Origin of the sequence: Shewanella sp. CAL98-MNA-CIBAN-0140 (genome assembly GCF_040309905.1) — a bacterium.
GTDB lineage: Bacteria > Pseudomonadota > Gammaproteobacteria > Enterobacterales > Shewanellaceae > Shewanella > Shewanella psychromarinicola.
Genome location: NZ_JBEOPI010000010.1, coordinates 41,321 through 57,330, shown reverse-complemented (window position 1 = coordinate 57,330; position 16,010 = coordinate 41,321). Strand labels below are relative to the sequence as shown.

The 16,010-nt window shown below is 42.0% G+C and carries 12 protein-coding genes and 1 riboswitch; of the genes, 8 read left to right on the top strand and 4 right to left on the bottom strand.

The annotated features are described in order from the left end of the window. Positions 1-4: 4 nt before the first annotated feature. Positions 5-664, bottom strand: a complete 660-nt coding sequence (locus tag AAEY93_RS07175) for a DNA-J related domain-containing protein (RefSeq protein WP_351075747.1) — start codon at positions 662-664, stop codon at positions 5-7. Between the two features lie 374 nt (positions 665-1,038). On the opposite strand from AAEY93_RS07175, the gene AAEY93_RS07170 reads away from it, so the two are divergent. The 6 genes from AAEY93_RS07170 to AAEY93_RS07145 all read left to right on the top strand — a co-directional run bounded on the left by AAEY93_RS07170 (position 1,039) and on the right by AAEY93_RS07145 (position 8,498). Then, a complete protein-coding gene (locus tag AAEY93_RS07170) occupies positions 1,039-1,605 on the top strand; it encodes a phosphoribosyltransferase (protein WP_101032665.1) in 567 nt (188 codons plus the stop codon). A gap of 176 nt (positions 1,606-1,781) precedes the next feature. After that, on the top strand, positions 1,782-3,695 hold the full coding sequence (locus AAEY93_RS07165) for a peptidase U32 family protein (protein ID WP_351075742.1): 1,914 nt from the start codon (positions 1,782-1,784) through the stop codon (positions 3,693-3,695). Positions 3,696-3,889: 194 nt separating this feature from the next. After that, entirely contained in the window at positions 3,890-4,207 is a 318-nt protein-coding gene (locus AAEY93_RS07160) for a DUF3622 domain-containing protein (protein WP_351075739.1), read from the top strand. Between the two features lie 126 nt (positions 4,208-4,333). Beyond that, positions 4,334-4,999, top strand: a complete 666-nt coding sequence (locus AAEY93_RS07155) for a hypothetical protein (protein WP_351075736.1) — start codon at positions 4,334-4,336, stop codon at positions 4,997-4,999. A 302-nt stretch (positions 5,000-5,301) separates the two neighbouring features. After that, positions 5,302-5,516: riboswitch (cobalamin riboswitch) on the top strand. 142 nt (positions 5,517-5,658) lie between these two features. After that, positions 5,659-7,638, top strand: coding sequence for a TonB-dependent receptor (locus AAEY93_RS07150; protein ID WP_351075733.1), 1,980 nt, complete (start codon positions 5,659-5,661; stop codon positions 7,636-7,638). A gap of 119 nt (positions 7,639-7,757) precedes the next feature. Beyond that, the gene (locus tag AAEY93_RS07145) at positions 7,758-8,498 is read left to right on the top strand and encodes an HDOD domain-containing protein (RefSeq protein ID WP_101032661.1); all 741 of its coding nucleotides are present in this window, start codon (positions 7,758-7,760) and stop codon (positions 8,496-8,498) included. On the opposite strand, the gene AAEY93_RS07140 is transcribed toward AAEY93_RS07145, so the two are convergent. After that, positions 8,478-9,383 carry a LysR family transcriptional regulator gene (locus AAEY93_RS07140; RefSeq protein ID WP_101032660.1) on the bottom strand — a complete coding sequence of 302 codons (906 nt, stop codon included), beginning with the start codon at positions 9,381-9,383 and terminating at the stop codon, positions 8,478-8,480. The two genes, AAEY93_RS07145 and AAEY93_RS07140, sit on opposite strands and share 21 nt — an antisense overlap. 153 nt (positions 9,384-9,536) lie before the next feature. On the opposite strand from AAEY93_RS07140, the gene metE reads away from it, so the two are divergent. After that, positions 9,537-11,828, top strand: coding sequence for a 5-methyltetrahydropteroyltriglutamate--homocysteine S-methyltransferase (gene metE / locus AAEY93_RS07135; RefSeq protein ID WP_351075728.1), 2,292 nt, complete (start codon positions 9,537-9,539; stop codon positions 11,826-11,828). A 215-nt stretch (positions 11,829-12,043) separates the two neighbouring features. Beyond that, positions 12,044-12,256, top strand: coding sequence for a dodecin (locus AAEY93_RS07130; protein ID WP_101032658.1), 213 nt, complete (start codon positions 12,044-12,046; stop codon positions 12,254-12,256). A 12-nt stretch (positions 12,257-12,268) separates the two neighbouring features. Here AAEY93_RS07130 and queG read toward each other — a convergent pair whose 3' ends face one another. Together queG and AAEY93_RS07120 are read right to left on the bottom strand one after the other, a co-directional pair. After that, a complete protein-coding gene (gene queG / locus AAEY93_RS07125) occupies positions 12,269-13,510 on the bottom strand; it encodes a tRNA epoxyqueuosine(34) reductase QueG (RefSeq protein ID WP_502959325.1) in 1,242 nt (413 codons plus the stop codon). Between the two features lie 34 nt (positions 13,511-13,544). Next, complete coding sequence (locus tag AAEY93_RS07120) at positions 13,545-15,392, bottom strand: tetratricopeptide repeat-containing diguanylate cyclase (RefSeq protein WP_124013597.1); 1,848 nt, start codon at positions 15,390-15,392, stop codon at positions 13,545-13,547. Positions 15,393-16,010: the final 618 nt, after the last annotated feature.

The window sequence follows — 16,010 nt, the reverse complement described above, 5'->3', positions numbered from 1 at the left end:
ACGCTTAATTTCTTAGGGTTTGCCATGCTTCGCATACTTCACGGAAACGTTCGGCATTACCTTGTTCGCGGTCGGGGTGCCATTTAAGCGCGAGTTTGCGCCATTGTTTGCGAATGTCTTTATCGGTGGCAGTGTCATCAAGTTCAAATACTGTCAAGGCATGACCTTGGTGCATTAACTGGGTGTTGACGCCAATATACTCCTGATAACTTGACCAGAATGACTCCAGCATTTCTTGTATAACGTTAACGCTGGCATCATAATTGGCCCAATCGAGATAATAATCGCGTAATGCACCATCGCAAATATGTTGCACATCAGCATTGGCCGGAATAATCCTAAATATTTGGATCTCCATTGCCTTTACTTGTAACCACTGTTTGGGGATTAATATGTCTTGTAATTCATATAAGGCGTTCATCAGTAGAAAGTTGAGTTTAAAGAGGTCTTTTTCGGGTAAAGGGTCAAGATTATACATTAATCCTTTGGCTTGTAACTCGCTCGCCAAATGATGTACTTTCCAACTTTGGTTGGTTGATTGCAACAAACTCAGCACAGGCCATATGAGCGGGTTGTCACTTTTAGGCACCTTGAGTTCGTTGTTGTCTGTGGTGCTTGCCTGTTCAGTTCCATAGGCATGGTGTAAGGTTTTATTGACTAGCATAGTGGCGTATGGGTCCTGAATTGGCGATAAAATCTGCTTTTCATGGCAGCCCACTATGCCATAGTCGTTTTTAATGACAAGTAGATTTTATTGTCATTACGACCCAGGTATTGACCTTGAACTTTGCCTTCAAGCTTGAGATAGCAAACTTAACGCCTACTCTATATTGTATTGATAAAGGATACTTGTTAATGAGGTGGATTATTGTTCACATTAGGATCGGTTGACGCTACTAGTGGCGCTTGAGATAATGGCGATGTGGCGAACGTTTTGATTTTTTTATTGCTTTTGATCAATTAATTCCTTTTCTTGCAGGCAAGAAAAGCTTATTTGATATAAAATTCGCCGCAATAAAATAACTGGGGCTTTAACCAATGACAGATAAACTCTTTGTTAGTGCGCAACAACTTTTGGAAGATTCATTTAGACTCGCTGCACAAGTATATGACAGTGGCTTTCGACCACAGTTTATCGTGGGTATTTGGCGCGGTGGAGCACCTATCGGTATTGCCGTTCAAGAGTATTTTGATTTTAAGAAAATCGAAACAGACCATATTGCAGTTAGAACCTCGTCTTATTATGGTATTGGCACTGACAAACAAGATAAAAATATTAAAGTGCACGGTTTGCATTACATTATCGAAAATGCCAATGCTAGCGACGGTTTGTTGATTGTTGATGACGTATTTGACTCGGGGCGCAGTGTTGATGCGCTTATTGGTAAATTAAGAAAATTTATGCGTTTGAACATGCCAACCGATATTCGTATAGCATGTCCTTACTACAAACCCAAAAACACTAAAGTCGATCTAAAGCCAGATTATTTTATTCATTCATCTGAAGATTGGTTAGTGTTCCCACATGAAGTGTCTGGTTTAAACCCACAAGAAATTGCTGAAGGTAAAACTGACTTTAAAAATATCCAAGATCTGTTTTTATAAGCCTAGCGTTGCAGCCATTTTAGGCGTTGATAACAACGAATTCATGTATAACTTTATGTAAAGTTTGCTAAAGTATACCGCTATTTGAATGCGTCAACATACTTATGTCAATGCGACAATATTAGTATGCTGGCGCACTTTTTTTATCCGAATTAATGCGAAATTTAGTTAACATTATGGTTACTGTAGAATTGTTTACACCTGAGGCACCCGTAAAACGTCGATTAGAACTATTAGCGCCTGCTAAAAATGCTGATTACGGCATTGAGGCTATTCGCCATGGTGCTGATGCGGTTTATATTGGTGGTCCTGCCTTTGGCGCGCGCCATAATGCTGGTAACAGTGTTGAAGACATTGCTCGTTTGGCAGAATTTGCTCATCGTTATCATGCTCAGGTTTTTGTGGCGTTAAATACCATTTTAATGGATGACGAACTTGATAAAGCCCAAAAGCTTATTTGGCGGCTTTATGAAGCGGGGGTTGATGCCTTGATTGTTCAAGACATGGGTGTTTTACAATTTGATCTGCCGCCTATTGCGTTGCATGCCAGTACGCAAACGGATAACCGCAGCCCTGAAAAAACGGTCTTTTTAGAGCAAGTTGGTTTTTCGCAAGTCGTATTAGCCCGTGAGCTCAATATCCCACAAATTCGCGATATTGCTGCTAGCACAAAAATGAAGTTAGAGTTCTTTATTCACGGCGCATTATGTGTCAGTTATAGCGGTTTATGTAATTTGAGCCATGCGTATTCTAATCGCAGTGCTAATCGCGGTGAATGTTCACAGATGTGTCGGTTACCGTGCAATTTGACCACTCGCGAAGGTGACGTCTTAGCTGAAAATCAGCACTTATTATCATTAAAAGACAATAACCAGACCGATAATTTAGAAGCGTTAATTGATGCTGGTATTAGTTCGTTTAAAATTGAAGGCCGCTTAAAAGATATTACTTACCTTAAAAATATCACCGCTCATTATCGTCAGCAACTTGATGCGATTATGGCTAAACGTGATGATGTAGAATCAATTTCTCATGGTCGTTGCACGTTTAACTTTATCCCCGATCCTGATAAAAGTTTTAACCGTGGTAAAACGGATTATTTTGTTAATGAACGTACTGAGGCCATTGAGCATTTTAGTTCGCCTAAGTTCATTGGTGAAAAAGTGGGCCGTATCACCGAAGTGGGTAAAGACTTTATTAAAATCGATACCCGTGAAAGTGGCAAAGACATTCACTTTAATAATGGTGATGGCCTCTGTTTTTTTGTTGAACACTACGAAACCCAACGTTTGTCTGACGATAAACTCTCTGGCGTGCGCATCAACCGTGCTGAAGGGAATGTCTTGCATTTAACCGAGGTACCCAAAGATCTTAAAATTGGGGTGATGATGTTCCGTAACTTTGACCATAAGTTCGAAGCTAGCCTTAACAAAGATTCTGCTAGCCGTAAAATGACTGTCGATATGCAATTTTTTGATACCGATGACGGGGTGGGATTAACGATTACAGATCGGCATAATATCAGTGCGACAGTCATGTTAGCGTGCGATAAAGCCCCCGCTAATGACCAAGTCAAGACCGCCGAAAATCTGAAAAAACAATTCAGTAAACTTGGCAGCAGTGACTTTGTATTGAACAAGGTTAATTTACTCACGCAGCAGATGTGGTTTTTACCCGTCTCGGTTGTTAATGAGTTACGCCGCGATGCCGTTAGTGCATTAATGACGGCAAGAGTTGCCAGTTACCAACGACCAGAGCGCTGGGTGCATGATAAAACAGCACGTTTCCCGCAAAAAGCACTGAGCTTTTTATCTAATGTGGCGAATGAAAAAGCGAAATCTTTTTACCATCAACATGGGGTGATTCAAATTGAAGACACCTATGAGAAAAATAACGTTTTGCATGATGCTCCGTTAATGGTCACTAAACATTGTCTGCGTTACAGTTTTAATTTATGCCCGAAAGAAGTTGAAGGTATTAAAGCGGATCCTATGTTTTTAGAGGTAGGTAAAGATAAATTGAAATTGATTTTTGACTGCCATAAATGTGAAATGATGATTGTTGGCTCCAACCAATTAGTGAAACAATAATGGCGCCACAGCGTGATTTTAACCATCATTGTTTTTCCGCTGGCAGTATTAAGCTTGCCATTGGGTTAGTTTTTCAAATAAGCTGCAAAAATAACCATTAAATAGCTGCCCAAACTCGTGTGTTTCGAGTACACTGCGCGGCTGAAATTTCATGGGTTTTAGCCTGTGATACCTTAAGTAGGAAAGAATAGATTATGAGCGATAGCAAAAAGTATGCTTTACGTGTTATTCAAATTGAAAACACCTGGAAAACTGAAATCACTCGTCGTATGACATCGACTAAAACCATAGTATCAAAAAGCCAAGATGGTTTTGCATCAGAAGCAGAAGCCATTGTATGGGGCGAGCAAGCACTGCAAGGTTTTTTATCTAAGCAAGCTGATCGTAACCAGCGTAAAACTGAGAAGCACCTTAAAGCTAAAAGCTTAGCGGCTGCTATTGCTGCTGAATCGGCCATCGACGAAGAAGAGCTGTTCGATGCTGAAGATGAAGACGAAGACGAGCTTAACTAATATTTTACCCACTATGTATAGGTTATAGATAAGTTTCAATTTTTGTATGTTCAGGATAGGACGTACTAAATTAGCATGATTTTTGATCAACTTATCTCTATCTTGACCAAATAAGGATTCATTTGGATGAACAAGATTGCTGCAATTATAGGCTGCTCGGGGTGTTTAGGAATAATGTTCCTGTTCCCCAGTAGTGCATCTGCTACCCCTCCAGCACAGATGGCATTTGGCGACGTTGATAAGTCATCAGGTGTTATGGTGATGTCTGATGATGTCCAGAAACTCATAACCTTGTCTGCAAAGTTCGGCTTTTTACCGCCATTAGATTGGAAACTTGCATTCAGTGATAAACGTGGCGACATGACGATGGCTGAGTTTATTCCAACCCATGAGTCATTAAATGACTGGTCTAGTTTAGTCTGCATGCAGGGGTTCAAAGGGTTAGCCAATGATGTTGAGCCGGAACGCTTTTTAGATTCAATGGCGGCGACTTATCAACAACATTGCCAAGGGGAAATTGTTTATCAACAGCTTGGCAGTTCTGAAGTTGACGGGCTCGAAGCGGTACATGGTTTATTAGGCTGCACCAGTATGCCTAATATTCATGACACTTCAGCAGTGGAAGATGTGTCCTATATCAGCCGTCCACAAGGCGAAATGGGCTATTTTTCTGTAATAAGTGATGACGAAAATGTCTACCTAATCCATAAATCTATTCGAACAGACGTGTTTACTACCGAAACGACTCCTATCACTATCGATAATTATCGTGACTTCATGACGTATCCCTAGCGTCGAATCCTAGCGCGGCGTCATGTGGTTGATAACCCTCTTAGGTGCCACTAACCAACAAGTTGACTGTTCTACATGCTGAATAATCTGCAGGTTACTCTTTTGTTGGTATCAAGTTCACCTTTAGATCCGTTATAATCTCTGCGTTATTATTTTATGATGTCAGCAATAATTAAACGGTACTATGGTACTAAATGCTAATGCTGGCATAACGAAACAGATATTTTTAATGATGGGTTGAACCTCAACTCACGTTATTTCAAGCGTTAACCTCAACTCGGCTTATTAGCCCGGGTTGAGATTAGTTAGTCAATCTTTACGGTGCTTGCAGTGGATCGATAGACCAAAGCAAGATAATCGGGAAACCAGTGTAAATCTGGTACTGCCCCCGCAACGGTGATTGGTGAGAGTCAGGTGCGCAACAGGGTTGCGTTAATCATCTAGACTCGCGCGGGTTATGCCATCGGTATAACGCCACAACCTCAGTCCGGAGACCGGCCTTAAAGGTGATTTCGATGATTTCGGTGGGCAGATCTCGAAATGTGATGTGATACTGCTTGTTGACTTATTCTGACGATTTTTTCTGTAGATTAGGGCGACAGTGGTTATCTATATTACGGCGCTATTGCCCCATTTTTCCTTTCAGGAGTTAAAGGTAAATGGGTACTAAACCAACAAAAATTGCACTGCTATTAAGTGCTGTCTTCAGTGTGGCAACGGTTAATGCTATTGCGGCAGAGTCAACCGATACATCCCCCGGGTCTTCAGCTATCAGCATGGATGAAACCATTGTGGTCATTGGGCGTAATCTTGCCAATCCACTAAACATTGCGGCCAACGTCAATGTTATTGATGCCGCCGATATTCAAATGAGCGGAGTCACCAATTTAACCGATTTATTACGTGGACAGTCTGGCATTCAGGTGTCGGATAATAATTCGGGTAGCGTATTTTCTATGCGCGGATTTTCTGCATCACAAGCGGCCAACAACACGCTGATTTTAGTTGATGGACGCAGATTGAATAATATTGATATTGCTGCGCCGAGTATTGAATCCATTCCGCTTAACTTAGTTGAGCGGGTTGAGATTTTATCCGGTAGTGCAGGGGTGTTGTATGGTGACCAAGCGGTTGGCGGCGTTATCAACATCATTACTAAGGCACCAACAGAAACCAGTGGTGGCTTACAAGTCAGTGGCGGCAGTTTTGATACCTATGAAGCTAAAGGCGATATTTCAGGTTCCATTAACGACGAATGGCGTTATTTTTTAGCGGCAAGCTATAAAGAAAGCGACAATTACCGCGACAATAATGATAATGAAACCGGATCTATTTTAGGTCGTGTACAGTATCAAACCGCTAACGAAGATTTTTATGTTGAAGTTAATTATTTTGATAACGATCGTAAAACGCCGGGTGCACTCACGTTAGCACAATATGAGGCCGATCCACGCCAAGCCGCGGCTTTTTCTGAGGGCGAATACTCTCATGAAATGAGCACCGCACTGCGAAGTGGTTATCAATATCAGTTAAATAATATTTGGGCCTTAGGCGCGGATTTAACCTATTCAGACTCGTTAACGACCAGCGTGTTGTTCGGCGGTGCAGGGCGAATTGAACGTGAATTATTGAGTTTTTCACCTAAAGCTAGCGCCAATTATCATTTAGATCGCGGTGATTTAAATTTTGTTGCAGGTATTGATGTCAGCAAAGGTGAAGCCGATTTTGATACGCTTTATATTCAACGTAATAATGAACAACAACAAAGCAGCGCCTATGTGCAAGCATCGGTACCTATTTCGCCGACATTATCCTATGTCGTCGGGGGGCGTTATTCAGAAGTAACAGACGATTTATACGACCAATTACTTTATCCTAACCGTATTGAAATCGATAACGACGCGCATGCATTTGAGTTAGGATTTAACTATCGCCCAAGCAGTGAAAATCGTTTTTATGTCCGTGCCAATGATAACTTCCGCTTTGCAAAAGTAGATGAACAAGCCTTTACGCCGCTGACGGTACAAGGTTTAGATCCACAAACTGGCCGCTCTTACGAAGCGGGTTGGGACTATACTACCGCCACTCAAACGTTAAAAATCAATGCTTATCAACTTGAGTTAGAAGATGAGATTGTTTATGAAGGCGGAAGAACTGACGGCCCTTATGGTGGTGGCGCTAACGTTAATGCGGATCAATCTCGTCGTTTTGGGGTGAGTACGGCTTATGATGTGCAGTTATCAAATGACTGGCTGCTAGGTGCTTCGTACGACTATATTGATGCAGAGTTCACTCAAGGTGAAAACGACGGCAAAGCGTTATCTTGGGTGGCTAAGCATTCGGGTAAGGCTTACATGAGCTATGACTTTGCCGATCATTGGCAAGCATTTGTTGAAGGTGTTTATACGGGTGAGCGCTATATGGAAGGCGATAACAGTAATATCGGTGATAAGTTAGACCACTACGTGCTAACCAACCTTGCATTAAACTATGCTCATGCTGGTTGGAATGGCAGTTTACGTGTTGATAACTTACTTGATGAAGACTATGTTGGTACCGGTTATTACTCTGCGTTTGGCAGTGGTTATTATTCTGGTACGGGTCGCTCAATTAGACTGACTGCGGGTTATCGTTTCTAGATAATTTGGCTTAATAAATAGTTACCCATAAAAGCCAGTAAACTATTACTGGCTTTCGTTTTAATATATCGTTAAATTAATTTATAGCGTGTTTATTCTTAAAAAGGTAATCGATAGATATGACTAATCTTGAGCAACAAGTTTTTACTCAAGTTCAAGCTATTATTGGCAATGAAGAACAGGTCATTGGTCGTCGTGGCATATTACTTCCATTAAAAAAAGCCTTGATTAACGAAGCTGATATTAGAGTTGTTATCGACACAGTGTCTGCCGACCCTGCGTTGGCAGCCCATTTGTTGTTGCGCAGTAATACCGCACAAACAGCAGGGGTGATATCGACCAAAAGCCGAAGTGTCAAGGATGCCTTAATCCGTTTAGGCCAAGTGAACATCTATCGTTATGCGTTTTCGTTTTATCTTAAAGAACGGCTTGATGAGCTTTCAGAACCGTACAAAAAATTAGTCCAAGGCTATTGGGCCTTAAATGAAATAATTGCGATGGATTGTATAGTACAGTTACGTGAAGATAATAAAATCGGTGTTGGTACTAAAATTGATGCGGATGAAATGCAAACATTAGCATTATTTAGTGTGTTTGGTCAGGTGATTGCGCTAACGGCTTTTGCTTATTTAAATGCTGAGTTATCTCGGCCCGTATCATTGACAGTAATAAAATCACTGATTGATAAGCAACAACAACAGTTATCACTTGATGCATTTGAGTCATTAGGTTTGGATGATGATTTACGCGATGAATTTTTAATTGCCCATAACTTACGCCAAACACAAAACCCTGATTCTCCAGGACTTGTGCTTCGACGCGTGTTATCTAAACGACAATTACTGATCAACCCGCTGTAGTATTATGCCTTCATTTGCTACAAGTTCGAGCCACTTTTGGATTAAATTTGCATTAGTGGCATCGCGGCGATAAGCACCAAACAATGGACGTTTTAGTCCTTCTGCCCCTAATTTAACCGCAGTAAGATTCAGCCCCTGACTTTCTCTGATAGACCAAGTTGGCAGGGTTGCTATGCCGTCATTACAGGCAACACGCTGCAATAACATTGAGGTTAAATCACACTGCTTTTGCTCGCCAGGTTCAATACCCGCGGGCTCTAAAAAGTGTTTGTATATATCTAAACGCGCTAACGGCACGGGGTAACTAATTAAGGTTTGCTTTGCCAATTGGGCTGGCGTTACAAACGCTTGTTGAGCTAATGCGTTATCACTGGCTACAATTAATTTAACTTCAAAATCAAATAGATGCTGGTAAGCGACACTGTGTCCCGGCACTGGATCTGAGGTTAGCACTATGTCTAAACTCCCCGTCTGCAATGCATTGAGTGAATCAAATAAATGCCGACTTGAAATATCAATTTGAGCCGCTGGCGCATGTTGTTTAAATTGCTCAATAACAGGCATTAACCAACGAAAACAACTATGGCATTCAATGCCGAGCTTAAGCTGTTGGCTTTCACCCTCTAAACCGCGTTTAAGATCCGACTCGGTTGCAATCACTTTCGGTAAGATTTCTTCCGCTAAATTTAGCAGACGTGAGCCTTCATGAGTAAAGGTTAACGGCTTACTCTTACGAACAAAAATACTTGAGTTAATCCGTGTCTCTAACTCTTTTATTTGATGAGAAAGCGCCGACTGGGTGACAAACCGTTTTTTAGCCGCACCCGCTAAACTGCCACTTTCTTTTAACGCCATCAGGGTACGAAGGTGTCTAAGCTCTATCATTTTCTCTCCACATGAATCTTGCTCAACTATTTGATGAAATCAATTCGATTGCTTGACAACAGAATAACACAATAAACTTCTAGACGTCCAGACGCCTATGCAGGTTTTCTGCATAAATGGTATAAATTTTTGCTTAACGAAAAGGCAAGCAGTATGAAAATTTCAAGTTTAGGATTTCCTCGCATAGGACGTCAGCGTGAATTGAAGTTTGCTTTAGAGCGCTATTGGCGCAGTGAAGCCACATTAACGGAGTTGAAAAACGTTGCCTGTGAATTAAAACGCACCCATTGGCAGTGGCAAGCAGATGCAGGTGTTGAATTACTGCCTGTAGGGGATTTTGCTTATTATGACCAAGTGTTAACCCTGAGTGCGACCTTAAATGTGATCCCCGCTCGTCATCGGGTCACTCAAGCTGATGGCAGCCAAGCCCCTGTCGATATTGACACCTTATTTCGCGTGGCTCGTGGCCGTTCGCAAACCGGCCAACATGCGTGTGCGGCAGAAATGACCAAGTTTTTTAATACTAACTACCATTATCAAGTGCCAGAATTGAGCGCTGATCAAGCGTTCGAAATAGCCTACGACCAACTGTTTGATGATGTTACAGAAGCGCAGCAATTAGGTCATCAAGCAAAACCTGTGCTGCTCGGTCCAGTGACGTATTTATACTTATCTAAAAGCCTCACTGAGTTTAATAAGTTGGTGTTATTACCGCCGTTACTGGTTGCTTATCAGCAAATTTTGTCTCGTTTTGCAGCCCAAGGTGTGAGTTGGGTGCAATTTGATGAACCGGTATTAGCGGCAGACTTAACCGATGAGTGGCAGCAAGCTATTCGTCAAAGTTATCAAACGTTAGCGCAACAAAAGCCAGCATCTTTAAATATTTTACTCGCCAGTTATTACGGTTCTATTGCCCATCATCAAGCATTGGTGAGTGCATTACCGGTTGAGGGGCTACATCTTGATTTAGTCAGCGCGCCAGAACAGCTTGATGTGTTTGTTAATGCGCTTTCTAGTCAACAGGTACTTTCTATTGGGGTGGTTAATGGTCGCAATGTGTGGGCTGCTGATGTTGATTTGATTGCTGATAAAGTGACCGAATTAGCGACCAGGTTAGGCGATCGTTTGTGGATTGCACCTTCATGTTCATTGTTGCATTGTCCTGTGGATGTCGAGGTTGAAAGCCAATTAATTACGCCATTACTTGGCCAATTAGCTTTTGCGAAACAAAAATTATTTGAACTTAACGAAATTTATCAATTAATCGTTGGGCAAGGTTCAGCAACTAGCCAAGCGATTATTGATCGTTGCCAGCAACGCCGCTTGGCAAAAGCTGCAGCAGCTAATCAACAGGTTGTTGAACGTGTGTCGCAGTTAACCGCTGATGATTTTGAACGTGACAGTCCATTTGCCCGCCGTATCATTGCCCAACAACAAAAGTTAGCGCTGCCATTATTACCCACAACCACCATAGGTTCATTTCCGCAAACGCCAGCCATTCGGGGGTTACGCAGTCGCTGGCGTAAAGGCGAAATCAATGACAATGATTACCGATCACAGCTTGAGCAAGTTACTCAAGACACCATTTCTCGTCAACTTAAATTGGGTCTCGACGTGCTAGTCCACGGCGAAGCTGAGCGTAATGACATGGTGGAGTATTTTGGTGAACAATTAGACGGTGTTGGGTTTACTCAATTTGGTTGGGTGCAAAGTTATGGTTCTCGTTGCGTTAAGCCACCGTTAATTTATGGCGATGTGTCTCGTCCAAAACCAATGACGGTCGACTGGGCTACCTATGCGCAAAGCTTAACCGACAAGCCCGTTAAAGGCATGCTAACGGGTCCGGTGACCATTTTACATTGGTCGTTCGCTCGTGAAGATATTCCTCGTAAAGATATTGCCAACCAACTTGCATTAGCAGTACGTGACGAAGTGGTCGATTTAGAAAGCGCAGGTATTGGCATTATTCAAATTGATGAGCCAGCATTTCGTGAAGGTTTACCGATTAAACAAAGCCAATGGGCAGATTATTTAACCTGGGCGGTGGATGCGTTTAAGTTATCGGCTGCAGGTGTTGAAGATGCAACTCAAATCCATACACACATGTGTTACAGCGAGTTTAATGACACCATTAATGCCATAGCGGCGATGGATGCAGATGTCATCACCATTGAGACGTCACGTTCGCGTATGGAGCTACTGAGTGCCTTTGAAGATTTTCATTATCCTAATGAAATTGGTCCCGGTGTGTATGACATTCATTCGCCGAATATTCCAACCGTTGATGAAATGGTCGACTTAATGACTAAAGCGTCGCAAAAGGTGCCGGTGAAACAGTTATGGGTTAATCCTGATTGTGGTTTAAAAACCCGTACCTGGGATGAGGTTGAGCCAGCGCTGCGGAATATGATTGCAGCGGCTAAAGTGCTTAGGCGTTTATCTTAATTGGCATGATATAAGCCTGATAGATATCCATCTGATTAATAGTCGCTTTACTGAAGTCGTCTGAGCGGTTTAATGCAGACTTCGTTGCAGTGCTCAGTTGTTGACCGCTGAGTGTAGTAACGGTGGTTTCATTGGTCCTTCATCGATAATGTGTGAGTTGGGCCATTATTGACTACAATAAAAGTAAGGATGTTCAGCTGACAATAGGAGTTATCATGAGCCACACTTATAAAGTGATTGAACTGGTCGGGTCATCACCAATCAGTTCAGATGAGGCGGTCAAAAATGCGATTGCAGAAGCCAATAAAAGTTTACTACATTTGCGCTGGTTTCAAGTTATCGAAACCCGTGGCCACTTAGAAGAAGGCTTAATTGCTCATTGGCAAGTAACCGTTAAAGTGGGTTTTACCTTAGACTCTAATGCTTAGGGGCTTTTTAGTTTATGCGTCTCTGGGTAAACCCTTTTGTATTGATCTGATCACTCGTTGAGTTTTACGTGAAAGCGCCGATTGTGGCGCTTTTTGTATTTGTTGTCCTAATGCCCATTCAATATGTTCAAGTACCATATCATCCACTTCTTCACTGTGTTTACGTTGCTCTAATGCAGTAATAATAGCTGGATTAGCAGGGGCGTTACCTAATGCAATCGCGATATTACGTAACCAACGTTTATGGCCCATTCGGCGCAGCGCACTGCCTTCTGTTTGGCTGAGAAAATAAGTTTCAGACCAAGCAAATAAGGTCAGTAAATCAGGTTGAATAAGGGCGCTGCGAGTGTGGAAATCTGTCTCTTGGGTCAGTGGTGCTTTAGCATTGACTGGGCACACTAGCTGACAGTCATCACAGCCATAAATACGATTGCCCATTAGTGGGCGAAACTCTTCTGGGATAGCGCCTTTTAATTCAATCGTTAAATAAGAGATACACCGCTTAGCATCGACAACATAGGGCGCTACAATGGCATCGGTCGGGCATGACTTTATGCAGGCGACACAAGTATTGCAGCCTTCTTCGATTGGTATGTCTAATGGTAACGGTAAGTTAATTAATAACTCGCCAAGGAAAAACCAGCTTCCCGCATCAGGATGTAACAGTAACGAGTGTTTTCCTGTCCAGCCTAGCCCCGCTTTGTCGGCTAATGGACGCTCTAAAATAGGCGCTGAATCGACAAAGGGTCTAAAATCAGTCGCGCCAAAGTCGAGTTGTTGGCAATACTGGTTAATTTTATCACCGAGTTTTTTAAGCCGTTGACGGATTAATTTATGATAGTCACGCCCACCGGCGTAGCGAGAAATATAGCCCAGATTGGGGTCGGTTAAATTACTGGCAAAACCCGCATCAGGGGGAAGATAGTCCATCCGAGCACAAATCACTCTAATGGTTCCGGGATGCAGTTCAGCGGGTCGCGCGCGCATCATTCCGTGCGCGGCCATATAAGCCATATCACCGTGATAACCCTTGTCTAACCAATCTTGTAATATTGTCTCATGTTGGCTTAAGTCAATATCTGCGACGCCAATATGGGCAAAGCCAAGCTCTTTACCCCATAGCTTTATTTGGCGATTGAGCACATCAAGCTGGGCCGCTGTCAACGGACATGGCTCGGGTGTTGGCTCATTGATTGAGTGGCTAGCAGAGCCAATATCTGGCACTAAAGCTGGGTTGGTTGCAGTCATAAACACTATTATTAAGTAAACACGGTAAAATTATACTCGTTTATGCTGCTTTAACACAATTTCGCCCAGCAGCTTTGGCACAATAGAGCGCTTTGTCGGCTTTGAGTAACAAGGGTGACAAGTCTTCCTCGTTACTATAGCTAGCCACACCGGCACTGACGGTTTGATGCAGTCCGGCTGATATTTGAGACCAATCATATTTTTCGATGGTGAGCACTAGGCGATTGGCAATTTCAATGGCTTTAGCTTTATCAATATTAGGCAATAAAATTAAAAATTCTTCACCGCCAACACGACCTACAATATCGGTTTCTCGCATCATGCTTGCGCTAATTGACGCCAGTTTTACCAGTACTTTATCGCCCATGTTATGGCCGAATTTGTCATTCACTGTTTTAAAATGGTCTGCATCAAAAGAAATAATCGAAAAAGGTCTTCCCGATTGTTTTGATGATGATAAGAAGTGATTACCTTGAGCATATGTGTCACGTCTATTGGCGAGTTTGGTGAGCTCATCGGTTAGTGCTAGGCGTCTAAAGAGTTGTTTCCTTATCACTTGCTTGTAGGCGAAGATTGACACAATCAATAAAATAATCGCAACTAAGATGATGATAACGATCTGCATCTGCTCATTGCGCTGCATAATATTTAATTGCGCTTCTTTATCTTTATCACGCTGAATAAGCCATTCATTTTCGGTTTGAATTTTGTTGGTATTAAATCGAGCTTGCATCTCTGCATTACGTTCTGAAAAGACTTGTTTATCGAGTGATAAATGAGATTCTACAAATAACGCCAGCGCCTCATAGGCTTGTTGCCACTGCTGGGAAGCTTGATATATTTTACTCTTTAGTTGTAATGCTTGATTGAGTCCACGGATGTTATTACTAAAGTTAAATGCCTTTTCAGCGTTATTAATCTTGATTATGGCTTGGTCGTAATCATTTTGCAGGTAATGCACCTCGGCCATAAATAAATTCATGTAGCTATAACTATTATCATTATCTGGTGTAATCAACTTTTGAGCCCGTTGGAGAATATCATCGGCTTCGTTGAGTCTATTTAAGTTGATGAAATTGCCAGCAATACTAATAGATGCATCGGCAGCAGCAATCGGGTGATTTTCTGTTAACCAAAAATCGTGAGTTTTTTGGTAGCGCGCAATGGCTTCCTCGTAACGTTCAAGTTTCTCCAATGATAGTGCTATTTGGTTATTTGTTAGATTGGCTTCATAACGTTGTTTATTTTGTAGGTAATTTTTTTCGAGCTTTATTTGATATTTTAACGCGGTTTGAGCATCGCCAAAGCGGCGATAGCTATTTGCTAGGTCACCTAAATTGACATTGGCCCAATAAGTTAAATTAAGCGACTCATATAAGTTTTGCGCAGTGATCAGATCCTCAAGTGCCGCAGAAAAATTGCCTAAATAGGACAGAATTGAACCTCTAATACTACGGCCATCGGCAATTAAACGCGGATCTTCAAGTAGATAAGCGCTGGTGATGGCCGCGTCAAGGTCGGCGAATAAGCTGTCATTTTTCCCTTGTGCGTGCAGATACCACGCCTTGCAATATTGCAGGTCAATGCCGATTAATGATGGGGTTGGCTGACTGTATATCTGCAGGTATTCATCAGCGTAGTTAACTGCCGCTTTTATTTTCTCGGTTGTGTTAGTCGGTAAACTCCAGCAATTAAGGCGAATATAGAGTTTTTGCCGAACAATATCGTCGGTGGACAGTATACTTTTATATTCGTCGAGTAACTTACGATTTTCTTTATCAGAAATAAAACCGCCGCTGTCAAATAGCTGGTAAATTTCATCGGCACGGGGATTATCTATCGGATTAGCATAAGCGATGCTGGTTAATCCAATGATAAAAACGAGCATAATGACACTAATAATGTGAGTTAACTTTAAGACTGACAAGGCTACAATTTCTCAATTTTATTATTATGAAGCTTCTGTTCTTGAATCGTACAGACTTCAGCGGGAAAAGTCTTGTGATGAAATTATAACCTTTTAGTTAGGTTAAATGATATTTTTGTCTTATCAATAATGTGACAACATGCTCTTTTCTGCTATTTTCTCTGGCGATATTATCCAATTTGCATTCAGTCATCTTCACGAGTATAAAGACGCCTCTCGGGATAAACTGAGATAGAAATACTGCAAAGAATTACGCAAATTATCGTATTAAGTATGCTGTCAGTATTATTACCTTGTGGTGCAGAAGGAAGCTTAGCAACGTCAGGTGATGTTAAATATGCAGCGACGTATGTTGTATACCCAAATGACCAGATTTCAAGGGTCTAGGAATAGGGCGCCTACAGCGACTAGGTTCTAGGGTGGGCTGCGTCCTGTTAGGGTCGCTGCGCTGCTAGTAAAGCTTCAGAAACGATAACAAGCGAACGCTGCGATCACGGATAGAGTTGTCTAGCACTTGGGCTCTTGGCTTGACATCTATTGATATCGCTCGTCACCGCTTGCTAACAAGATTATATAGGA